Annotated in this window: 24 protein-coding genes and 1 pseudogene; 23 read left to right on the forward strand and 2 right to left on the reverse strand. The window is 69.3% G+C overall.

The window, feature by feature from the left end; all coding sequences use genetic code 11:
• The first annotated feature begins 40 nt into the window (after positions 1-40).
• From ITJ56_RS14730 to ITJ56_RS14740, 3 genes are all read left to right on the forward strand, one after another.
• Positions 41-706, forward strand: a complete 666-nt coding sequence (locus ITJ56_RS14730) for a GOLPH3/VPS74 family protein (protein WP_194631389.1) — start codon at positions 41-43, stop codon at positions 704-706.
• Between the two features lie 97 nt (positions 707-803).
• On the forward strand, positions 804-1,220 hold the full coding sequence (locus ITJ56_RS14735; protein ID WP_194631390.1) for an SseB family protein: 417 nt from the start codon (positions 804-806) through the stop codon (positions 1,218-1,220).
• A gap of 320 nt (positions 1,221-1,540) precedes the next feature.
• The gene (locus ITJ56_RS14740; RefSeq protein WP_194631391.1) at positions 1,541-2,224 is read left to right on the forward strand and encodes a hypothetical protein; all 684 of its coding nucleotides are present in this window, start codon (positions 1,541-1,543) and stop codon (positions 2,222-2,224) included.
• An 11-nt stretch (positions 2,225-2,235) separates the two neighbouring features.
• On the opposite strand, the gene ITJ56_RS14745 is transcribed toward ITJ56_RS14740, so the two are convergent.
• Entirely contained in the window at positions 2,236-5,730 is a 3,495-nt protein-coding gene (locus ITJ56_RS14745; RefSeq protein ID WP_194631392.1) for a TM0106 family RecB-like putative nuclease, read from the reverse strand.
• 136 nt (positions 5,731-5,866) lie between these two features.
• On the opposite strand from ITJ56_RS14745, the gene ITJ56_RS14750 reads away from it, so the two are divergent.
• From ITJ56_RS14750 to ITJ56_RS14770, 5 genes are all read left to right on the forward strand, one after another.
• On the forward strand, positions 5,867-6,121 hold the full coding sequence (locus ITJ56_RS14750; protein WP_194631393.1) for a hypothetical protein: 255 nt from the start codon (positions 5,867-5,869) through the stop codon (positions 6,119-6,121).
• Between the two features lie 2 nt (positions 6,122-6,123).
• Positions 6,124-6,921: an ABC transporter ATP-binding protein gene (locus ITJ56_RS14755; protein WP_228517956.1), complete on the forward strand. Its 798-nt coding sequence runs from the start codon at positions 6,124-6,126 to the stop codon at positions 6,919-6,921.
• Between the two features lies 1 nt (position 6,922).
• The gene (locus ITJ56_RS14760) at positions 6,923-7,168 is read left to right on the forward strand and encodes a hypothetical protein (protein ID WP_194631395.1); all 246 of its coding nucleotides are present in this window, start codon (positions 6,923-6,925) and stop codon (positions 7,166-7,168) included.
• Positions 7,165-8,622, forward strand: a complete 1,458-nt coding sequence (locus ITJ56_RS14765; RefSeq protein ID WP_194631396.1) for a hypothetical protein — start codon at positions 7,165-7,167, stop codon at positions 8,620-8,622. Before ITJ56_RS14760 ends, ITJ56_RS14765 begins: the two co-directional genes overlap by 4 nt.
• A gap of 257 nt (positions 8,623-8,879) precedes the next feature.
• Positions 8,880-9,320: a hypothetical protein gene (locus ITJ56_RS14770; RefSeq protein ID WP_194631397.1), complete on the forward strand. Its 441-nt coding sequence runs from the start codon at positions 8,880-8,882 to the stop codon at positions 9,318-9,320.
• 63 nt (positions 9,321-9,383) lie between these two features.
• Here ITJ56_RS14770 and ITJ56_RS19015 read toward each other — a convergent pair whose 3' ends face one another.
• Positions 9,384-9,602 carry a DUF1653 domain-containing protein gene (locus ITJ56_RS19015; RefSeq protein WP_323749827.1) on the reverse strand — a complete coding sequence of 73 codons (219 nt, stop codon included), beginning with the start codon at positions 9,600-9,602 and terminating at the stop codon, positions 9,384-9,386.
• 90 nt (positions 9,603-9,692) lie between these two features.
• Between ITJ56_RS19015 and ITJ56_RS14780 the strand changes: the two genes are divergently transcribed.
• The 15 genes and pseudogenes from ITJ56_RS14780 to ITJ56_RS19145 all read left to right on the forward strand — a co-directional run bounded on the left by ITJ56_RS14780 (position 9,693) and on the right by ITJ56_RS19145 (position 20,961).
• Positions 9,693-10,445 (forward strand): hypothetical protein, encoded by a 753-nt coding sequence (locus tag ITJ56_RS14780; RefSeq protein ID WP_194631398.1) that lies wholly within the window; start codon positions 9,693-9,695, stop codon positions 10,443-10,445.
• A 91-nt stretch (positions 10,446-10,536) separates the two neighbouring features.
• The gene (locus ITJ56_RS14785; RefSeq protein ID WP_323749828.1) at positions 10,537-11,016 is read left to right on the forward strand and encodes a thioredoxin family protein; all 480 of its coding nucleotides are present in this window, start codon (positions 10,537-10,539) and stop codon (positions 11,014-11,016) included.
• Positions 11,013-11,492, forward strand: a complete 480-nt coding sequence (locus ITJ56_RS14790; RefSeq protein ID WP_194631399.1) for a DUF4395 domain-containing protein — start codon at positions 11,013-11,015, stop codon at positions 11,490-11,492. Before ITJ56_RS14785 ends, ITJ56_RS14790 begins: the two co-directional genes overlap by 4 nt.
• 457 nt (positions 11,493-11,949) lie before the next feature.
• Complete coding sequence (locus ITJ56_RS14795; RefSeq protein WP_194631400.1) at positions 11,950-12,198, forward strand: hypothetical protein; 249 nt, start codon at positions 11,950-11,952, stop codon at positions 12,196-12,198.
• Entirely contained in the window at positions 12,195-12,797 is a 603-nt protein-coding gene (locus ITJ56_RS14800; RefSeq protein WP_194631401.1) for a hypothetical protein, read from the forward strand. Before ITJ56_RS14795 ends, ITJ56_RS14800 begins: the two co-directional genes overlap by 4 nt.
• Positions 12,798-12,884: 87 nt before the next feature.
• Positions 12,885-13,628, forward strand: coding sequence for an ATP-binding cassette domain-containing protein (locus ITJ56_RS14805; protein ID WP_194631402.1), 744 nt, complete (start codon positions 12,885-12,887; stop codon positions 13,626-13,628).
• Positions 13,628-14,920 (forward strand): hypothetical protein, encoded by a 1,293-nt coding sequence (locus tag ITJ56_RS14810; protein ID WP_194631403.1) that lies wholly within the window; start codon positions 13,628-13,630, stop codon positions 14,918-14,920. The genes ITJ56_RS14805 and ITJ56_RS14810 overlap by 1 nt, the downstream gene beginning before the upstream one ends.
• A complete protein-coding gene (locus ITJ56_RS14815) occupies positions 14,917-15,504 on the forward strand; it encodes a hypothetical protein (RefSeq protein WP_194631404.1) in 588 nt (195 codons plus the stop codon). Before ITJ56_RS14810 ends, ITJ56_RS14815 begins: the two co-directional genes overlap by 4 nt.
• 56 nt (positions 15,505-15,560) lie before the next feature.
• A complete protein-coding gene (locus ITJ56_RS14820) occupies positions 15,561-16,457 on the forward strand; it encodes a MurR/RpiR family transcriptional regulator (RefSeq protein WP_194631405.1) in 897 nt (298 codons plus the stop codon).
• 8 nt (positions 16,458-16,465) lie between these two features.
• Positions 16,466-17,389: an N-acetylmuramic acid 6-phosphate etherase gene (gene murQ, locus ITJ56_RS14825; protein ID WP_228517944.1), complete on the forward strand. Its 924-nt coding sequence runs from the start codon at positions 16,466-16,468 to the stop codon at positions 17,387-17,389.
• Positions 17,390-17,433: 44 nt separating this feature from the next.
• Positions 17,434-18,945 carry a PTS transporter subunit EIIC gene (locus tag ITJ56_RS14830; protein WP_194631406.1) on the forward strand — a complete coding sequence of 504 codons (1,512 nt, stop codon included), beginning with the start codon at positions 17,434-17,436 and terminating at the stop codon, positions 18,943-18,945.
• A gap of 94 nt (positions 18,946-19,039) precedes the next feature.
• Entirely contained in the window at positions 19,040-19,447 is a 408-nt protein-coding gene (locus tag ITJ56_RS14835) for a very short patch repair endonuclease (protein ID WP_323749829.1), read from the forward strand.
• A gap of 48 nt (positions 19,448-19,495) precedes the next feature.
• The gene (locus tag ITJ56_RS14840; RefSeq protein WP_228517945.1) at positions 19,496-19,894 is read left to right on the forward strand and encodes a (deoxy)nucleoside triphosphate pyrophosphohydrolase; all 399 of its coding nucleotides are present in this window, start codon (positions 19,496-19,498) and stop codon (positions 19,892-19,894) included.
• Between the two features lie 266 nt (positions 19,895-20,160).
• A pseudogene (locus ITJ56_RS19020) lies at positions 20,161-20,346 on the forward strand (hypothetical protein); the annotation flags it as partial.
• A gap of 69 nt (positions 20,347-20,415) precedes the next feature.
• The gene (locus tag ITJ56_RS19145) at positions 20,416-20,961 is read left to right on the forward strand and encodes a 3'-5' exonuclease (RefSeq protein WP_416354792.1); all 546 of its coding nucleotides are present in this window, start codon (positions 20,416-20,418) and stop codon (positions 20,959-20,961) included.
• Positions 20,962-20,968 lie beyond the last annotated feature (7 nt).

The following is a 20,968-nucleotide window of genomic DNA, read 5'->3' on the forward strand; positions in this document are numbered from 1 at the left end:
AGGCCCGGCACGGCTCCGCCCCGCGTGGCAGGCTGCGGACATGGCTGAGCAACTCACGGTCCCGCAGGCGTTCGCACTCCTCCAGGTCGAGCGTGACGGGCAGCACGCGCTCGATGGCTCGACCCTCGACACCGGTCTCGCGGGGGCCGTCCTCGCCGACCTCGCGCTCCGGGGTGTCGTCTCACTGCAGGACGGGCTCGTCACCGTGGTGAACGGCGCCGCCACCGGCGACGCGGTGCTCGACGGCGTGGTCGACTCGATCGCAGCGTCGGGCACGCCCCGCAAGGCGACGTGGTGGGTGGGCCAGCTCGGCAAGCGCCCCCTGCGCGACGCCGTGTTCGCCGGGCTCGTCGAGCGCGGCGTCCTCAGCCTCGAGCAGGGAAAGGTCCTCGGGATCTTCCCCACCACGAAGCACCCGGAGCGCGACGGAGGCCCGGAGGCGCTGCTGCGGTCAGGCATCGCAGACGTCCTGGCTGGCCGCGCGGGACCCGCGCCGTTCTCCGCCGCGGTCATCGGGCTGCTCGACGCGACGAACACCCTGCGCAAGCAGTTCGGTCCGGCCGACAAGGACCTGGTCAAGGAGATCACCTCGGGCACCTGGGCGAGCCCTGCGGTGAAGGCCGTGCTCGAGGAGGTCGAGGCCGCGACGATGGTCGTGATCATGGCGGCGACCGCGGTGACGACGACCTCGATCGTCACCGGCTGAGGCTCCCGAAGGCACGGCTCGGCCACGCCGTTCCCGCCGTTCCCGCCGTTCCCGCTGAGCGTGACAGCATGGCTGGTGACACCCTGGAGGGGAACGCATGAGCACCAACGAGCAGCACGGGTCGGCCTTCGGCCGTGGCGTCGATCGGACCCCGCCCTCGGCGGCCGCCGAACTGCGACGGAGGATGGCGGCCTCGCCCGCGGGGTTCCTGAGCAGCGCGGCGTGGGTCCCCTGGAAGCCGGAGGGCACTCCAGAGGCAGGCAGCGTCGCCCACGTCATGATCCGTGACAAGCCGTTCGTGCCTGTCTTCACCGACCCGGCCGAACTCGCCGCCGGCCTGCCCGGCGCCGAGGGGCGTCCGGTGCCGATGTCCGAACTCGTGTCTGCGCTGCCCGAGGAGTTCGGCATCGTGGTCGACCCCACCAGTGCGGCCGAGGCGAACTTCCTGCACGCCGACGTCCTCGCCCAGATGCGGGCGCAGATGCAGGGTGGCGTCCCGACCGACGACGACTGACCCGCTCCGCCCTCAAGCGTCGGGGGCCCCGCGATCGTAGCGGGCCGCCGTCTTCACTCCCGGTCAGCCCATCAACCCAGTTCTGGGGATCGCTCATGCCGGCGTCGCCCATCAGGATGGGTCCGTCGTACTGAGCGGACGGGGGAACGACGATGCCGTTGGGCGGCCCAGGACCACGAGATTGGTCACCTCCGGAGCAGTACTCGTCGGCACCGCCGAGGAGTGCCACTCGGCGACTGCCGACGCTGCACGCACCGTCACCGCTGCTGAACGCGAAGCCACGCAGGCGCACGAGGCCGTGGGCGTTCGCGACCCTCGCGATGCTGCTCGGCGTCGGAAGCGTCGTCATCGCACTCGTCGAACCGCAGCAGTCGGGGGCGCAGACCGGGTTCATCGTCTCGACCATCGGCATCTCCGCGATCGTCTTCGGCGTGCAGGCCATCAAGACCGCACGATGGGGCTCGGCCGTTGCGCGGGCGTTCGGTCGCGGCGGTGCGATCCTCGGCAGCGTCGGCACGGCCCTCATGGCGTACGCGGTCATCGGGTCCGCTCTGACGGGTACCGGCGTCCACCTGCCAGCGCTCTCGCTCCCCCTCGGCCGGAGCGCTTCCGTCGCCCCGGTTGCGGCCCCGCAACGCTCGGCCGTCGCGGCTCCGGTGGAGTCTGCGGCGCCAGCGGTGACGCCGGCACCTGCCGTGCCGCCAGCTCCGACGAGTATCGAGGCCGAGCGGTCAGCCGTCGTACGGAGCGCGGGCACGCTCGCCTTCGTCATGCAGCAGTCGTTCGGTGCCGGTCCGTACCCGTCGACCCTGTCCGTCGGGATGAGCACGCCGGAGCGGATCCTGTTGCCCGACGGCACCGGGCTCGCTGCCGTTCCTGATGGCGCACGCGTCCTGTACTCCGTCGCCCCGGACGGCTCCGCGTGGACCGTCACGATCATCGGAGCGCGGTTCGGGGCGGTGGCGACCTACAGCTCGACGATCGGCACGGTCGAGTCGGGCTGACTTCCCGCCGGTCAGCGGCGCGGTTCGACGAGCTCGATGAACCGGGACAACAGGGACAGGCCTGCGATCGACGGGGGCAGCCCCGTGGTCAGCGCCGGCGAGTGCACGAGGTAGGCCGCCCACTTCGCTCGCGAGATCGCCACGTTCAACCGGTTCGGCATGAGCAGGAAGTCGAGGCCGCGCGGGATGTCCGCCGCACTCGACGCCGCCAGGGACACGATCGACACGACGGCCTCTCGGCCCTGGAACAGGTCGACCGTACCGACCTGCGTGCCGGTGAAGCCCGCGCGGTCGAGCTCCTGCCGGATCAGTGCCCCCTGTGCGTTGTACGGCGCCACCACGATGACGTCCTCGTCGGTCAGGTCGCGGGTCTGGGAACCGTCGGTCCAGGTGCGGCCGACGACGTCACCGACGAGTGTGACGACCCGGGCGGCCTCTTCAGCAGAGGACGTCGTGTTGCCCGCGTGCACGACCGGCACGGGGTGCACGCCCGCGCCGATGCCGTCGAGGTGCCGCCCGGAGACCATCGAGGCGAGCTGCCCGTCGTAGGACAGGGCCGAGACGGACTCGGTCAGCGCGGGCTCCATGCGGCGGGTGCGGGCGAGGAAGTACCCGAACTCGGACGGCAGAACGTGTTGCCCGTCGGCGAGCCAGCCGAGCGCGGACTCGTCGACGGGCTCGGGGTGCGAGCCCTGCGACACCTGGGGCAGCTGCTGGGGGTCACCGAGCAGCAGGAGCCGGGTCGCGGCCACCGACGACGCGATGGTCGGGGCGAGGGAGAACTGTCCGGCCTCGTCGACCACGAGCAGGTCGAGGGAACGGCGCTCGATCGTGGACTCGTTCGCGAACGTCCACGCGGTGCCCCCGACGACCCCGCCGGTGCCGGAGGCCTCGCAGGAGGCCAGGAACGCGGCGACCGCGGCACCGTTCTTCACGGGCGTCCACGCGGCGGCGTCGAGCTCGTCCTCGGTCGCGCCGGACTTCGGCACCTTCACGACGCGGTCAGCGGGTACGCCGGCCTTCACGACCGAGGACAGGAAGTTCTCCGACGTCGCGTGCGACTGCCCGACGACCCCGACGCGCCAGCCGTACTCGCGGACGAGTCGGGCGACGACGTTCGAGCCGACGTAGGTCTTGCCCGTGCCGGGAGGGCCCTGGATCGCCAGGTACGACCGGTCCAGGCCGAGCAGGGTCGAGACGACGGCCGACACCGTGTCGTCGCCCTGCACGGGCACGATCGGACCGCGGGGCGGCACCCGGCGCAGCAGGTCGAGCGCGGGGTCGGGCAGCATCGCCGGCAGCTCGTCGAGCACGGCCTGGCCCCACCACGCGATCGCCTCGGGCTGGGGTTTCGCGCGGGGCGGTGCCGACGGGGCGAGTGCCACGGGGAACTCGTGGTGCGGCTCACCGCCCACGGGCAGTCCCTCTTTCACGAGGACTTCGACGGCAGCACCGTTGTCCCACACGTCCACGATCACGGCGCGCGACGAGGCGCCCTTCGACCCGGGGCCCGGTGAGGCGACCGATGGCGGAAGCGGGTCGTCGTAGACCAGGTGGGGCGTGCCTCCAGGCCGGAGCCGCGAACCGGGCGCGAGCGTCCCCGACAACCGGAGTTCCCGCGACTGCGAGCGGGCGCGCGGCAGCGTGTCCCAGTCGCGCTCGACCGACGCACGCTCCACGACCAGGACGTCACGCGTGTCGGCCCAGTCGTCGACCGGGTTGCGCAGGCGGTCGAAGTGGTCCTGCCAGAAAGTCTTGGCCTCGCGGCGGTGGTAGTCGATCGCCGCTGCGGCGAGCGCCAACGCGGTCTGGTCAGGGGTGCGGTCGAGGGCGTCGACGTCCTCGAGCTGCGCGGCCAGGGCGACGTACACCGGGTTCGGCTCGCGCTCGACGGGGATCGGTGGGACCTCGAGCTCGAGCGCCGGGTCGGCCGCGTCCGGGTCGTCGGTGCGCAGCGAGCGGAGCCAGTCGCGCAGGCGCAGGGTCGAGCGGCAGTCGTAGGCGTTGTAGTCGGCGACCTGGTCGAGCATCCGCTGCCCCTCGGCCGCGTCGCCGTTCCGGAGTTCCTCGATCGCGTCGACGTAGGCGGTGATGCTGTCCGCGGCGTTCGTGACGTCGCTCTCGCGCAGGTCCGATCCCATGTACAGCGGCTCGAGCTTCTTGATCGAGTAGCTGTGGCTGCCGACGACCAGGGCCTTGCGCACGATCGGGTACAGGTCGACCAGGACGCCGGCGCGCAGCAGGTCGTCGACGGCCTCTTCGCCGACCCCGTGCCGGGCGGCGAGCGACAGCAGGTGCGTCCGCTCGTAGGCGGCGTAGTGGTAGATGTGCATGCCCGGGTACTGCTGCCGCCGGGCCTCGATGAACGCGAGGAACTGCTCCAGCGCAACTCGCTCGTCGCGGATGGTGTGCGCCCAGAACGAGGTGAAGTCGGCGCGGTCGTCGACCAGGCCGAACAGGTAGTCGAGGCCCCAGTGCACGCCGTCCTCGGTGTGCAGCGGGTCGCCCTCGAAGTCGAAGAAGACGTCACCGGGATCCGGCGCCGGGATCGCGTCGAGTGCGCGGGCATCGAGGACCTCGAAACGCGGCGCTGCGGGCTGGTCCGGCCCGTCGGCGCCCTTCCGTCGGGCGTCTTCCGACTCGATCTGGAGGCTCGCCTGCCGCACCAGCCGATCCTGCGTCGCGCGGGACAAGCCCGGCACTGCCCGGGTGCGGACCGCCAGGTCGTCGATCGTCCGCACCTCGTGCTTGATCAGCTTCGCCCGTTGGTCCAGGCGCATGCCCGCGACGAGGACGAGGTCGCGGTGCTCGGCCACCTGGGTCGAGCAGATCACACAGCGCCCGCAGCTGGAGTACCGCGGGTCGCCCCACCGCAGCGACTCGTCGGCGGCGATGCGCTCGGCGATGACCCGCTGGAGTTCGGCGCGCTGCGTGCGGTACACCGGCGCGATGTCGGCGAGCTCGTGCGTGGTCGTCGTCCGGTCGCCGAGCACCAGGTGGACCTGCTGCCCGGTCGGGATGCCGTGCGCCTGCATCTGCTCGGCGTACGCGGCGAGCTGCAGCAGGGCGCTGATCTTGGCGTGGCGGGCGAGCTTGGTGTCGTACACCTCGTACTCGCCGCGGTCGTTGCGGATGATGAAGTCCGCGAAGCCGATGAACCCGGGCTCGTCGGCCGTCGGTGCCGCGTGGAAGGTCGGCTGGTACAGGACGTCGGCGCCGTCGGCGAAGGCCTGTCGTGCTTCGGCTGCGGCGCGTGCGTAGTCCGGCGGCGCGGGGCGGTCGAACTCGACGACGTTGCGGGTCTGCTTGAGGATGTCGAGGTAGTCGAGCTCGTGCTGGTCCCCGAGCCGAGCCGTGCGCTCGAGCATGTCGTCGTGCGCCTCGGGCAGGGCCTCGCCGCGACCGAGCTTGACGTCGAGTCGGCGCAGGAACGCCCACTCGCAGGCCGACCACGTGCTCAGGTCACTCGGGCTGAGCAGCACGTGCCCGTCGACGCCGATCTGCATGCGCTCCCCCTTGCTCTCCGGTGCGCTGAAAGCCTAGGGGCGGCGTCAGACAACGGGCCGAGCTTCAACGGATTGCTGTTGACATACTGGATTCGGTAGGTGATACGTTAACGCGCAACCAGAAAGGGGATGGTTCATGTCGAACCTCGTGCTCAACGGAGCGCTCTATTCACAATCGGCGATCACCGGCAGAGTCGAATCGATGCGTGATCGACTCGCTCTCAAACAGGACCGAGTCGTTGTGCTCGTGCTCATCGCGATCGCACTGTTGCTCGCGGTCGGCCTCATCACAGCGTGGTGGATCACCTGCCAGAACAAGGGCATGTACCCGGCAATGGACATGCCGTCCTTCAGTGCCGGCGGCACATGGAAGGTGTACTGCCGAAAGTGAACATGCACGAGGAGCCCGTGAATCCTGTCCTGGAGGTGATCGGAGTCGACAAGTCGTACAGCGGGCGCCCGGCACTGATCGACTTCTCGATGACCATAGTCCCCGGAAGTATTCACGGGCTCCTCGGCTCGAACGGTTCCGGGAAGAGTACCGCCTTGCATGTGATCACGGGCATCATCGACCCGGACCGCGGATCAGTCCTTCACCATGGCGTGACTGTCAGCCAAGCGGTCGCTCGGATGCGGTTCGGTTTCGCACCCGATGACCTCCCGCTTCCACAGTCTTTGACCGGCCGCGAGTACCTGCGCCTGCATGATTCACTCCGTCGCCGCGATGACTCGTCCCGAGCAATGTCCCTCGCACGTGTCCTCCAGGTACGAAATGCACTCTCAAAGCCGATCTCCTCGTACTCCCACGGCATGAAGCGAAAGCTTCAATTGGTGTGTGCGCTCGCACACAGTCCATCGCTCCTCATCCTCGACGAACCGTTCAGGGGGTTGGACCCGGATACAGCGCAAGTTCTCCAAGAATGCCTCTCCTTGTTCACCGCGGCAGGCGGAGCGGTCCTCATGGCGACGCATGACTTGTTGCGCGCCGAGACGCATTGTGAGGCCATAACCATGCTGCACAACGGAGCAATTGTTGCTTCAGGTCGCACCCGGGAGATCGTTTCCAGCCATGGCTCGGTCGGCCAGTGCTTCTCCGCGCGGATCAGCAGCGCTTCGTCGATGACTACCCGCACCGACCGGCTCCGCGCCTTGTTCGCCCCCGACGAAAAGGAAATTCATGAAGACCGCTAGCGTGACGTTCATCGGGCTCGTGCTCGGCATCGCCATCACCTTCCTTGCGATCGCTGCCACGATCGCCACCTCAGCCGTCAGTGGGACACCCGCTGAGATTCCGTTCGTGTTCTCGGCCACAGTCGGCACGGAGAATGGGCTGCCATCGGTGGAGTTCACGCCGAACGGGTTGGGGCTTCTCGTGACGGTCGCTCTCATCACCGTCGGCTACGCCGCCCTGCGCCTTCGCGCTCGCCCCCACCCGTGAGCCAGACCATCACGGTCGCGCGCGCCACCGCGTTGGTCTGGATGTCGGAACTTGCTGGAGCCTTCAACGTCTCACGTCTGCGAGTCCTCCTCTGCGCTGCATGCACCGTTGCAGGCATCCTTGCACTCGGTCTTGCCCTCGGGCTGACGACAGTCTCGACGCTGAGCGGCCAAGTGCCGGCACCGATCGCGGCGTTCATGGTGGAGACCGCGGCGAGTGGTGCTTTGCTGAGCGCGGCGCTGGTGACGGTCGTCCTCGCGCTCACTGCCCCAGCGGGCTCGGCACTCGACCACCTTCTGTGCCTCCTACCGGTGACGAACAGCGCTCGAGCAATCGGCAGATCGCTTCCGCTGACCGTGCTCACCACCATCGGCTCGACGGCGCTGTGCGTCCCGGCGATGCTCGTGGCGGGTCGCGTTCTCGACCTCAGCGAGGCGACGCGATACGTGGTCGCGCTTCTCGCGGGCGTCGCTCTCGTTGAAGCGCTCGCCCAAGGCCTGCTGCACGCAGTAGGGAGCCTGATGCAGTCTTGGCTCCGAACACCCTTCGCCGTCTCGTCGACGATCAGTGGCGCAGTGACGATCGGCGCTGCGCTCGTCGCTTTCGGCCCCGGCGTCATCGTGCCCTCGAGTTTGGCCACCGATAACGCACCCGCATTGTCCCTCCCGAGGCTGATCAGCGATGTCGCGACCAGCCGGAGGCCTGATCTGGCGTGGCCGGTCTTCGTGAGCTACTTCGTCGTGACGATTGTGTTCGTCTGGGCAGTCAGCAAGATCTCGACTTCGAAGGCGGCGCCGTCCGCGTTCGCGCTTCTCCCTGCCGATCGGATACTCCGTGGACCGCAGGGGCCTTTCCTCTCCCAGCTCCTGGTGATGATTCGTGCGCCGCAGACTTCCCTCGCGATTGCCGGCGCAATCTGCTTGTTGGCGACAACGGCCTGGGCGCTCCCGCCGAGCGTTCCAGCAGAGGTACGTGACGGCTTGGCCATGGCGGTTCCTTCGGCAGGATGTGCTCTCGTCCTCTTCGGCCCGGGGCGCGTCCTGCCATGGGCTTGGACCGGCATTGCGATCGGTCGTCGCCGCACGTGGTGGTTCGCGCCCATTGCAGTGGCGCACGTCGTCGCCGCTGCCCTTGCTTGGACAGGCTTGAGCGGCGCAGCCCTCCTCCTGGGCGTCGTTCAATTCGACGAGCTCACGGGGATGGCCTTCCGTGCGACACTGCTCTTCCTGTCAGCGGCACTTGCTGGCGCCCTCGTCCCGTGGAGCGACACGCAGCCCATGTCAGGCAGCGTCGGCCTGATGCTGACGACCGTGTTGTACCTGGGATGCAGCTCCCTGATCTCCTATCTGGATCAGCTCGCTGGACCACTGAAGACGCTCGGAAGCATCTGCAGTATCTGCCTGCTGATCGCAGGGTCGGTGACCACGTGCATCCGACTGACCTCCTCCCGATGATCTCCGGACCGCTGCCGCCCTGCTGTAGTCCGGAGGGCCCTGCCGTTCGATGTGAAGAGTTCGCACTGTCGCTCCGGACCGACACGAACGCGAGGCGTCGCGCAGCGATCGACCACGGATTCATCGCTGGAGGCGAGAGCCGCTGGAGAACGGCCTTCACTGCGGGAGCGCTCGTGGATTCTGGCGATGCGACGAGATTCTCGGTGTACGTGCGCCTTGTCCTGGCAGTCGTCAGTTCTGCGGCACTTCCTTTGACGGTGACGACCGCACTCGCAATGCCGACGCTTCTGGGCAGCGGAGCGACGTACGGGCCGTTGCTGGCGGTGCTCGCGCTTCTCGTCTCAAATCTCTGCCATGAACTCGGTCATCTCATCGCCATCGGCCTGCTGTCAGGGCAGCGGTCGCACGTCCATGTCGTCGCGAGACTCGGATTCGCCCACGTTGTGCGCAACTCATTGCCACCGCTCCGCGAGGCTGTCGTCGCGGTGAGCGGGCCACTCCTGGTTGCGTCATGTTGCGCCGCCGTGATGATCTTCGCGACCCACATCATCGAGGTGGTCGTTCTCGCCTCGATCGGGGTAGGTCACCTTGGCACCCTGCTCTTCCCGGTCGGGGACGGCGCCAATCTGCGCGACGCCCTCAGGTCCGCCCGCTCGTCAAAGGCGCCCAAGGGCCGAGAGCAGGCCAGCCGACAGTGAACCCTCGCCAACCGCCGGACATGAGCGCTCTCAGCGGGCCGGCAAACAGTCCGGCCTCCGCGATCAGCCGACGACCGGCACGAACCGCGGCCCGTCGTACCCGTCACGCGTGACGTGCGCGGTGAAGTCGGCGAGTGAGCGCACCCAGTGTCCGCGATCGCCGTACAGCGCCTGGTACACGACCACCGGCTCCTCAGTCTCGACGTCCCGGGCGACGAGGAGCACCTCGTAGTCATTCCCCTTGAAGTGTCGGTAGCGGCCCGCGGTCACGTCGTCAGTCACCCGACCGAGGGTACGGCCCGAGCGGTGGGACCACGACCGCGCGTTCTGCTTGACTGAGCAGCACGGGGAGCGAGCACCACGGGGAACGACATGACCACATTGAGCACGCGCGAGCGGGACCGTCGCGCACAGCGCGTCTTCTTCGTCGTCATGGCGGTCGTCATGGCGGGGGTGGACGTCTGGCTGCACTTCCACACCGGCGCCATCCGCCCCTCGGTCTTCTGGGTCCCCACGGTCGTCGGACTCGTGTACGGCGCCGTGGTGTGGCCGCTCGGCCTGCGCCAGGAGTCGAGGTGGCTGCGGCACCTGGTCGCGGCGGGGTTCCTCGGTGGCTTCCTCGTCCTCATCGCGACGAAGACGTTCTCGCCGTACGCCTGGTTCCTCGCGGTGGTGATCGGTTCCTTGCTGTTCCAGGCCTTCCCCCCGCCGAAGCGGCCCGCGGCGCGGGTCGTCGCCAGGCTCCCCCTGATCGAGGTGCGACCGTGGACCGGCTCGGGGATCACGGCCACGGTCGTCGAGCACCACTTCGGCAAGAGTCGGACGAAGCCAGCCGTCGCCCTCACCACGCAGGACGGGGCCACCGCGTTCCTGGTGATGGAGCTCGCCTCGTTCTTCGACGGTGAAGCGGCGATCGCAGAATCGACGAACGGCGAACAGCTGACCTTCCTCACCAGGAAGGGTGTCGCGGCGAAGTCGTCCATCCTCGACGACGCGACAACGGGGATGGCCGACGGCACGCTGTTCCTGCACTCGGCGCAGGACGAGTCGCGGTCTTCCGCCGTCTTCAGCGACGACGACGCCGCCGCGTTCGAGCAGTGGGTCCGCACGCTCCCCGAGGACTGAGCACCCGCCGAGCCCGGCGCGACGCGCACACCTCGGCGTCACGTCCGGTCACGTTCGACAACAGTTCGTCGGCCGGGCGTACCGTAGGCGTGTGACCGTCGGAACCGCAGTGGCCGTGCTCGTGGGGGTCCTCGCGCTCGCGACGGTCCTCGGTCTCCTGCTCCGCCACCAGACCGGTCGAGCCCGATCGGCGGGCACCGCCGCCTCGATGAGGCAGGACGCAGACGGCCTCGCGCTCGACACCGACTACGGCACCACCGCCACGTTCGTCCAGTTCTCGACGCCGACGTGTGCTCGTTGCCCGGCCACCCGGCGCCAGCTCGACGCCGTCGCCGGTCAACACGAGGGCGTCCGACGCATCGAGATCGATCTCGCCGAGCGCCCCGAACTCGCGAGCCGCTTCGACGTCCTGCAGACCCCGACGGTCCTGCTCCTCGACGCCGACCGCACGGTTCGCACCCGCTTCGGAGGCCCGCCCCGCCCACCCGAGCTCGCCGCAGCCCTCGACGCCGTCCTGACCACAGGCAGCACAGGCGCCTCAGGAACCACAAGCCCCCAGGAGTCCCGATGACCACCACGAACGACACCGACCGCGGCATCGACCCGCGCTCCCCGCGCTTCGGCGCTGTGATAACCACGGTGCTCCTCGCCGTGACGATCGTCCTCACGCTGATCCCCGAGACGTGGGTCGCCGGCATCGTGCTGCTCGCGGTCATCGTCGTGCTGTTCGCCGTCGGAGGCATCGCCGGCATCCGCCGCCACCCCTACGGCGCGATCTTCCGCCGCGTCGTCCGCCCGCGCCTCGCCCCGCCCGCCGAACTCGAGGCCCCGGAACCCCCGACCTTCGCCCAGCAGGTCGGACTGTTCGTGACCGCGGTCGCCCTGCTCCTCGCGCTGCTCGGCGTGCCGTACGCCGCCCCGATCGGCGCCGCGGTCGCCCTGGTCGCCGCGTTCCTCAACGCCGTCTTCGACGTCTGCATCGGCTGCTTGCTCTACGTGTGGCTGGTCCGGGCGGGCGTCTTCCGTCCGCGGCGTGGCGTCGCCTGACGGCTTATGGCCTGGAGGCCCGCCGCACCTCGACCGCTCAGCCAGCGGCCGACGGGTGCTCGGCTCCAGAACACGGCTCTGCCCCGCCCCGTAGGGTGAGCGGGTGGGGGAAGACGAACGAATCATCCGGCGTGCCTGGCGTCGCACCGCCCTGGTCGTGTCGATCGCGGCGATCGCGGGGGCAGTGGCAGGTTAGGCAACCTCGCGGGACGAGGACGGTTGGACCGTCGCCCTGGCGATCTTCACGTGCGTCGCGATGCTGGTGGGTCTGGCCGGGATGCTCTCGTTGCTCCCCGCCAGTGCACGCGCGTCGTCGATCATCACGCAGGCGACCGAGGACCTGACGAGAGACCGTCGCAAGATCATCACGAGAGCCATCCGCTCGGGCGTTCCGCTCGCGGAGGACGCAGGCCCAGAACTCTAGCACCGAGCGCTCACTCTCGCCCGCGGGACCGCCGTGTTCAACGGACTGATCCTCGTCCAGAACCTCCTGCTGGTCGCAGGAGCCGCCGCTCCCCAGTTCGCCCGAGTCGTCACCGGCGATGCCAGCGCGCTCATCAGCCGCATCTTCCTGGCGCTCTTCGTCATCGAAGTGGTGTTCCTTGTACCGGTGCTGGTCGTCCGAGGCCGCCGAGCTCGGCGCTACGCGGAAGCCGCCACAGCCGACAACGATCGCCGCACCGACACTCCGGTCTCCGTCGCATGACCACCGTGGCCGAAACGCCGGCCACCCCCGAGGCCGTTGCCCGCCGAGCCTGGCGCAGAACCACTGCAGTCGCCACAAGCGGTGTGGTCCTCGGTGCCGTCGGCGGATCGCTCTTCGCCCGGCAGGACAGCGCGATCGAGACCACCCTCGCGATCGTCGGCATCACTGCGGGAGTGGGTGGTCTTCTCGGCGCCTTGTCGATGATCGCCACGACGCTCCGCCGATCCTCCGACATGCAGGCGCCGATCGATGGACTCTCGCGCTTCGGCCGGAAGACGCTCGCGCAGGCGATCGCGAGCGGGACCCCGATCGAACCGACCGACTCCGACCTTGCACGACGGGCCTTCGACCTCGCCCGTCTCCGCGCTGCCTACCAACCGGTCGCGCTCGGCCAGTTCCTGCTTCTCTACATGGGGATTGCCGGCCCGCAGATCCCGAAACTGCTCGACGACAACTCGTTCGTGGCTGGCTTCAGTCGCATCCTCTGCGGAGCACTCCTCGTCGTGGCTGCCGCCATGTCCCCCCTCATTGTGCGTCAGACCCGGGCTGCACGACGCTACGTGCAGGCGGCCACCGAAGCATCCGCCCGCCAGCGCTGATCCGGTAGGCCTGCCACACCTCGTGCTCCTGAAGTAATCCTCCACCCTGTACGGTGAAACACCAGTACAAGGTTTCAAGGGGGCGCAGTGGGCATACAGATCGACGAACTCACCTTCGGGTACCGGCGGGACCACGCGGTGCTCCCGGGGTTGTCGACGGCGTTCCCGACCGGAGCGAGCGTCCTGCTCGGGCCGAACGGCGCTGGCAAGTCGACCCTGCTCGGACTCGTCGCCGACACGCTCCGTCCCCGCACCGGGACGATCAACATCGAGGGACTGGGGAAACCGGGCACGCGCGGAAACCGCCGACCGTACCGCCGGGGTGTCGCGTGGCTTCCGCAGCGGAGCGGCGCCTTCCCCGGCCTGACCGCACGGGAGCACGTCGCGTACTGCGGTTGGCTGAAGGGCTTGTCGCGCGCCGACGCCTGGGATCGCTCGACGGCTGCCCTGACCGCCGTCGATCTCGCCACCCGAGCCGACGCACGAGCGTCCTCGTTGTCGGGCGGCCAGATCCGGCGGCTCGGCGTTGCCGGCGCGCTGGTGTCCGGCGCACAGTGGATCCTGCTCGACGAACCGACGGCCGGACTCGATCCGGCACAGCGCGCGCGGTTCGCTCGGGTCATCCAGAACCTGCCGACGGAAGTGTCCGTCGTCGTCTCGACGCACCAAACCGAGGACGTCGCCGCGACCTACGACCACGTGACCGTCCTCGTCGACGGCCGGGTGCCGTTCGCTGGTTCGGTCAGGGCGTTCACCGAGCCGTTCGCTGGCTTCTCGCCCGCCGAGGCGATCACCGCTTCCTACGCGCGGTTCACGAGCGAGGACGACTGATGCGCCCGATCATCCCGTGGCGCAGCCGAGCGGCAGTGTGGCTCCTCATTCCTGGGTTGCTCGGCATCGTCGCGTACAGCGTGCAGTTCGCAGATGAGACGACCGTCGCCGGCTACTGGCCCGCCGCTACGGCTGGCTCCGCCATCTACCTGGTGTTCTCGTGCGGCGTGGCGGCCACGGCCGCCGCCTGGGAAGGGAAGCGCTTCCGTGTGACTGCGCCGGTGATCGAGTCCAGCAGCCGATCCAGTGCAGCAGTCGTCACCGATCACCTGTGGACACCACTGGCCGCCGGTCTGTTGCTCCAGCTCGTCGCGGTCACACTCATGAGTCGGGACACCTGGGGCGCTCCCGGTGGCCCGTCGCCCCTCGTCGGTCTGGCCTTCGCGGGGATCCTGTTCTTCCACAGCTGCATCGGATTCGCACTGGGGCGGTGGCTCCCGCCGGTGGTGTCCATCCCGCTGAGCCTGCTCGTCTCGTACAGCTGGCTCGGCTTCACCTGGTCCGTGGACTACTTCCCACTCCGGTACCTCGCCGGACTCGTGATGGCGGACTGCTGCTCGGTCGAGACCGCGCTCGACATCCGGGCACCGGTCATCGCGACGGCGTTCAGTGTGCTCGCCGGGTGCAGTCTGCTCGTCATCGCGGTCGCTCGACGCTCGAGTGGTGACCGTGCGCGCCGGTTCGGACTCCAGATCGGCGCGAGCTCGTTCGTCGTGATCACCCTCGTCGCGCTGACCGCCGGCTCCGGCCTCGGCGCGGCACCGATCGTCGACCGCCCGCAAGCGCAGGCGATCTGCAGCGGCGCGGCGCCGACGATCTGCCTCTTCCCGGAGCAACGCGACACCGACGACCCGCAGTCGGTAATCCGGAAGGCCGTGGAGAACCTCGGCCGCTCGGGCATCACGGTGCCGCCGGCCATCCGGGCGAGCAACGCGCCATCGACGCCCGACGTCCTGAACATGATCGTCCGGGTCCGGATGACCGACGCCGACCTGCTCCACAGCATCACCACCTCCTTGCTCGGCGACGCCGAGGTGGCGTCCTGCGGCACCGAGCAGGACGATGCCGAACGTCTCAACGATGCCGCCGTCGCCGACCGATGGCTCATCGACGTCGCCGCCGAGGGCATCGTGAACGCCGACCAGGTGGAACCCGCCCTCGAGCTGGATGACCCCGACGTTCTGCGAGCCCTCCGTCGTGCTTCGGTCCCCGCTCAGGCCGCGTGGGTCACGGCGACGATCGACCGCCTGACGAATTGCTCGGTCGGCTACATCACGGTGCCGTCCTCGTGATCTGGTGGCTGCGTGTCCACCGCACCCTGCCGTTGCTCGGACTCACGACCGCCCTGACGGTGTTCTCGATCGCGCTCGGCCCGATCGGCATGCTCTTCCCGTCGTTCGGCGGTGGTGCACCGTTCGCACTGATCCCCGTCGCGGCCGTGCTCCCGCTGGTGATCGCCATCGCGACGAGCGTGTCGGTCACCCGCGCGCGGTTTCCCGCGCCCACTCGGCGGACAGACCTGCTCGAGCTGGCCGCCGTCATCGCGGTGGTCGCGCTGGTGACAGCCACCGCGAGCATCGGCCTCGCGGCCGGCGCCGAACCCGAGGCCGCGGTCGCGACCGCCCGGAACACGATCGCGTTCTGCGCGCTCGCGCTGGTCAGTCGCGCCATACTCGGCGACCGGTTCCAGTCCGTGCCGGGCGTGCTCTACCTGTTCGTCGCAGCACTGTTCGGTCGCGGGAGTCCCGGCCAACCAGCCGGATGGGCCGGAGTCGTGTCGACGAGCACCGACCCGGCGTCGTGGGCGTTCGTCCTCCCCGTCGTGATCGCCGCCATCGTCAGTCCGCTGGTACACAGGTCGGGCACAACGACGTAACACGCAATTTACTTTCAGCCCTGGCGCTCGCCTACGAAAGGCGCTTTCATGGCGGGATGACGATCACCGAGCGGCCAGAGCGGTCCGAGCGCGCCGACGCCTTCGCCCTCGTCCGCACCCAGTCGGCGAGCATGCCGTCGAGCATGCGCGCCATCGCCGACGCCGTCCTCGACGACCCGGCAGCCGCGGCCACCACCAACGCCACCGACCTCGCCGGCCGCGCCGGGGTCTCCCCCGCCACCGTCTCCCGCTTCGCCCAGCACCTCGGCTTCACGAACTTCGCCGCCCTGCAGCGCAGCATGACCCGGGCGGTCGAACGCGGGATCCACGAACGTGAGTCGACCGAGATCCACGCCGGGGTCGCGGTCGACGACGACGTCGCCACCGTGATCGCGAAGGTCACCGAGGACGTCCGCGCGGTGATGGCCGACACCCGCGCCGCGCTCGACCCGCACGCGCTCGACGAATCAGCACGAAAACTCGCCGACGCCCGCCGCGTCGTCCTGTACGGCGTCGGCGCGAGCGGCATCGTCGCCCGCGACCTGCACCTCAAGCTCGAACGCATCGGCATCGTGAGCTCCATCGCTGACGACCCGCACAACGCCCTGACCCTGGCGAGCGTCATCGGCGAGCACGACGTCCTGGTGCTCGTCAGCCACTCGGGCTCCACCGTCGAGACCCTCGAGGTCGCCCACGCTGCCCGAGCCCAGCACGCCACGATCATCGCGATCACCGGCCACGCCGCCGCCCCGCTCGCAGTCACCGCCGACCACGTCCTGCTCGGCGTCGCCGGCGCCGAGAGTGCCCTGCGCCCCGCGGCCATGGGCAGCCGGATGAGCCAGCTCGCCATCGTCGACACCCTGTTCATCGTCGTCGCGCAGCGCACCGACGAGCGCTCCCAGCCGCTCCTCGCCCGCAGTCGCGACGCCGTCCGCACCCACCACCGGAACTGAGCACCACCATGACCATGAAGCACGACAGCCACGACGCCCTCCGCGACGAACTCGCAGCCCTCACCACCGAGGCGACCGACCACTCGCTGGACGACATCGACACGATCTCCACGCTGGAAGCTGCCCAGCGCATGAACGCCGGAGACCGCAGCGTGCCTGCGGCACTGGAGCCGTGCCTCCCGGCCATCGCCCTGGCGGCAGACTCGATCGCCGCAGCGTTCGCGCGCGGCGGCCGACTCGTCTACGTCGGCGCCGGCACGCCGGGCCGGCTCGGCGTCCTCGACGCCAGCGAGTGCCCGCCCACCTTCGGTACCGACCCGAGCCAGGTGGTCGGCGTGATCGCCGGCGGCGACCCCGCCCTGACCACCGCGGTGGAGGGTGCCGAGGACGACGAAGCGGCCGCCGTCCGTGACCTCGACGCGCTCGGCCTGACGGCGGACGACGTGGTCGTCGGGATCAGCGCGTCCGGCAGGACGCCCTACGTCATCGCGGCCATCCTGGAGGCCCGGCGCCGCTCCGCCCTGTCGGTCTCCGTCGCGTGCAACCCCGACTCGGCCGCGGGGCGGGAGGCGGACATCGCCATCGACGTCGTCGTCGGCCCCGAGTTCATCGCCGGGTCGACCCGCCTGAAGGCGGGCACCGCGCAGAAGCTCGTCCTCAACATGCTCACCACGCTCGCGATGGTGCGCAGCCACAAGACGTACGGCAACCGCATGGTCGACGTGCGGGCGACGAACGCGAAGCTCGTCGCCCGGGCGTTCTCGCTCGTGCAGGACATCACCGGCGCTCCCTCTGCCGAGGTGCAGGCAGCGCTCGATGCCTCGGACGGCGAGGTCAAGACCGCCATCGCCGTGATCCTGACCGGTGCCTCCGCTGCCGACGTGCGTTCACGCCTCGATGCTGCTGCCGGCTCGTTGCGCACCGTGCTGTAGAGCTCGTTCCCCTTTTCCGTTTCCTTTCCCCCGAGGAGCACGCCATGCCCGATGCACAGCAACTCGCCCAGCAGATCCTCGACGCCGTCGGCGGTTCCGCGAACATCACCGACGTCGAGAACTGCATGACCCGCCTGCGGGTCGAGGTCGTGTCCGACTCCTCCGTCGCGCTCGAAGACCTCAAGGCCACCGACGGCGTCATGGCCGCCATCGCGGCCGGCTCGAACCTGCAGATCGTGCTCGGCCCGGGTCTCGTCGACCGCGTGGCCGACGACCTGGAGGCCCTGCGCGCGGCCGCCCCGCCGGCTGCGGCTGGTGGGCCTGGTGCGTCGCCTGAGGAGCTCGCTGCTCGCGGTGCGTCCATCAAGGCGAACGCGCGGTCCCGTTCCGACGGCCGCACCATGCGCGCGATCCGGAAGATCTCTGCGATCTTCATCCCGCTCATCCCCGCGCTGATCGCCTGCGGGCTGATCGCCGGGATCAACGGCATCCTGACGAACCTGGGGTGGGTACCCGGAGTGACGCCGTTCCTCGGCGTGCTCTCGTCCGGCTTCCTGTCCCTGCTCGCCGTGTTCGTCGGGATGAACGCCGCGAAGGAGTTCGGCGGCACGCCCATCCTCGGCGGCGCGGTCGGCGGGATCATCGTCGCGGCCGGCGTCGCGAACGTCACGGTGTTCGGCGAGACCCTGGCGCCTGGGCAGGGCGGTGTGCTCGGTGCACTGGCCGGCGGCATCCTCGCCGCCTACGTCGAGCGCTTCATGCGTCGAGTCACGCCGGACGTCATCGCGCTCATCGTCGTGCCGACCGTGACCGTCCTGGTCGCCGGGTCGATCACCCTCGGCGTGCTCATGTCCGTCGCCGGTGTCGTCTCCGTCGCGATCGGGACCGCGGCGACCTGGCTGCTCGCGAACGGCGGGGCGTTCGCCGGCTTCGTGCTCGGAGGCCTGTTCCTGCCGCTCGTCATGACCGGCATGCACCAGGGACTCATCCCGATCCACACCACCCTGATCGACCAGACCGGGTGGACCGTGCTGCTGCCCGTGCTGGCGATGGGTGGTGCCGGGCAGATCGGTGCGTGCATCGCGCTGTGGGTGCGGTTCCGGTCGAACGCCTCCCTGGTGCGGACCATCCGCGGTGCACTGCCGGCCGGGTTCCTCGGTGTCGGTGAGCCTCTGATCTACGGCGTGACGCTCCCCCTCGGTCGGCCGTTCATCACCGCGTGCATCGGTGGAGCGTTCGGTGGTGGTGTCGTCGGGCTGTTCGACCAGCTCGGGCACTCGGTCGGGGCGATCGCCATCGGCGCTTCGGACCTGTCGCTCATCCCGCTGCTGAACGGGTCGTCTGGGTACAGCTGGGCGTTGCTCGGGTACGGATCCGGGCTCGCGGTGGCGTACGTCGTGGGGTTCGTGGCGACGTTGTTGTTCGGGGTGTCCGCGTCGGTGCGGGCAGATCTGGAGGCGCAGTCGTCTGCCTCGCCCGGCGACCCTGTCGCTCCGGATGCGCCGCTGGACGTGCCAGTCTCGCCGGTCGGAGCGACCGCGGCCGACTCGCGCTGATCAGCCGCTCCACCACATCGCAGTCCACCGTCGATCCGTCCACAGATCACCGCTCGGATCCTCAACTCATCGCATACTTAGCGAGGATCGGAGCGTGGAGACGTGGGAAGCAGACGATGCTCGTAGGCGGCACATGGCGCGCTTCGGGCGACGGGACACCGCGCCGGAACTCGCGCTGCGTCGTGAGCTGCACCGCCGAGGGCGACGGTTCTTCGTCGATCGGCGCGTGAGCAGTCTTTGCGGCGTTCGGCCCGACCTCGTGTTTCCACGTGCAAGGATCGCTGTCTTCGTCGACGGCTGCTTCTGGCACTACTGCGAGGACCACGCTCACCTACCGAAGGCGAACGCCGAGCTGTGGCGTCGGAAGTTGCTCGCCAATCGTCAGCGGGACGCACAGAACCAGGCGATCTTGGTGGTGGAAGGCTGGCGGGTGCTGCGGTTCTGGGAGCACGAACGTCCCGAGGATGCAGCCGCCCCCGTCGAGCACGCGCTCGATCAGTAGACAGCAATCGCTCGTACCGCGCCGAGCTTCTCAGGCAGGATGGAACGCATGATCGAGGTCGTCGCCGGCGTACTCACTCGGCCTCACGGTCGCGTACTCGCATGTCGAAGGGCATCTGGTCGACCAGCGGCGGGCCAATGGGAGTTCCCCGGAGGGAAGGTCGAGCCAGGAGAGCCCGCTGCGGAAGCCCTGCGACGCGAGCTCCACGAAGAGCTCGGTCTGGACGTCGTCGTTGGTGAACCGATCGACCGCTCCATCACGAGTGTCGGCAACGTCGACATCGACCTCGCCACCTACCGAGTCGCCTGGACCGCGGACGGACCGACGTCGAGCACGGACCACGACGAGTTGCGCTGGGTGCTCCCCGTCGAACTCGGCTCGCTCGGTTGGGCCGAGCCAGATCTGCCCACAGTGAAGATCCTGAGCAGCGCCGCGGCTACGGCCTGACCTCCCGGAAGTCACCGCTCGATATCGGCCACCACACGGTGATCCCGATCGAGGTGCACAGCTCCAACATCGAGGGTTGGGGCTCGGAAGGCAGGAGGACCGCCGGGGTCACCGCCAGACCGTGACGTCTCGCGACCGCCGCGTAGTCGAGCGCCTGCCCGATCGCGGTTCGGACGTACGCCCGCGCGGTCGACCTCTTCGCCTCGACGACCTGGCCGATCGTCGGGACGTAGAGATCCCCTGCACGCGGCCTATGGAAGCGCGGCCTCACCGACTGGGAGGACGTCGTCCTGCTCACCCGCGACGCGCTCCACGAGCGACCGCTCGCAGGCCACGACGCGGTCATCCTCGACGAGGCTCAGGACCTGTCCTGCGTGATGGTGTCGTTGCTGCACTCGCTCGTCGGGGACCGATCGGACGGGCTGACGCTGATCGGCGACGGACAGCAGACGATCTACCGGGGCGGGTACACACTCGGCGAGGTCGGGATCAGCCTCGAGGGACGCGGTGTCGTGCTCGACGTGAACCACCGGAACACGGCAGAGATCCTCGACTTCGCGAAGCAGATGGTCGCAGCGGACCCGTTCACAGACATCGAAGGCGTGGACGGCACTGGCGACGCCGTATCCGCCGTCACGCGGAACGGGCCCGCGCCCGTCGTCCACTGCGCTGCCGGACGCGCCGACCACGATGTCGCGATGCTCGCTCGTCTGAACGAGGTGCTGCGACTCGTCGGAACCTCGCGCGGCGACGTCAGGATCCTGACCGCGACGAACCGGCAGGCGGACGACGTCATGACCGTGCTCCGCCCAGCGGGCGTGCGCTTCGTGTCGCTCAAGGACTACGACGGAAAGCCGGTCGACGCGGTCAAGGTCGGCACCGTCAAGCGGTCGAAGGGGCACGAGTTCAAGCAGGTGCTGCTCGCGCACGTTCGGGGGCGGTTGCTCGCCGATGCACGTGCATCGATGAGTGAAGCCGAGCGGGAGCGGCGGGAGCTCGAGCGCCGGGAGTTGTACGTGGGGATGACGCGGGCGCGGTACGGGCTGTGGGTCGGCGTCTGCCGCTGAACGCCCG

The organism is Curtobacterium sp. VKM Ac-1376 (genome assembly GCF_015351025.1).
Taxonomy (GTDB): domain Bacteria; phylum Actinomycetota; class Actinomycetes; order Actinomycetales; family Microbacteriaceae; genus Curtobacterium.

Coding starts and splice junctions, on each gene's coding strand:
- ITJ56_RS14730 (WP_194631389.1), top strand. CDS start 41: ATGGCTGAGCAACTCACGGTCCCGCAGGCGTTCGCACTCCTCCAGGTC.
- ITJ56_RS14735 (WP_194631390.1), top strand. CDS start 804: ATGAGCACCAACGAGCAGCACGGGTCGGCCTTCGGCCGTGGCGTCGAT.
- ITJ56_RS14740 (WP_194631391.1), top strand. CDS start 1,541: ATGCTGCTCGGCGTCGGAAGCGTCGTCATCGCACTCGTCGAACCGCAG.
- ITJ56_RS14745 (WP_194631392.1), bottom strand. CDS start 5,730: ATGCAGATCGGCGTCGACGGGCACGTGCTGCTCAGCCCGAGTGACCTG.
- ITJ56_RS14750 (WP_194631393.1), top strand. CDS start 5,867: ATGTCGAACCTCGTGCTCAACGGAGCGCTCTATTCACAATCGGCGATC.
- ITJ56_RS14755 (WP_228517956.1), top strand. CDS start 6,124: ATGCACGAGGAGCCCGTGAATCCTGTCCTGGAGGTGATCGGAGTCGAC.
- ITJ56_RS14780 (WP_194631398.1), top strand. CDS start 9,693: ATGACCACATTGAGCACGCGCGAGCGGGACCGTCGCGCACAGCGCGTC.
- ITJ56_RS14790 (WP_194631399.1), top strand. CDS start 11,013: ATGACCACCACGAACGACACCGACCGCGGCATCGACCCGCGCTCCCCG.
- ITJ56_RS14800 (WP_194631401.1), top strand. CDS start 12,195: ATGACCACCGTGGCCGAAACGCCGGCCACCCCCGAGGCCGTTGCCCGC.
- ITJ56_RS14810 (WP_194631403.1), top strand. CDS start 13,628: ATGCGCCCGATCATCCCGTGGCGCAGCCGAGCGGCAGTGTGGCTCCTC.
- ITJ56_RS14820 (WP_194631405.1), top strand. CDS start 15,561: ATGACGATCACCGAGCGGCCAGAGCGGTCCGAGCGCGCCGACGCCTTC.
- murQ (WP_228517944.1), top strand. CDS start 16,466: ATGACCATGAAGCACGACAGCCACGACGCCCTCCGCGACGAACTCGCA.
- ITJ56_RS14830 (WP_194631406.1), top strand. CDS start 17,434: ATGCCCGATGCACAGCAACTCGCCCAGCAGATCCTCGACGCCGTCGGC.
- ITJ56_RS14840 (WP_228517945.1), top strand. CDS start 19,496: ATGATCGAGGTCGTCGCCGGCGTACTCACTCGGCCTCACGGTCGCGTA.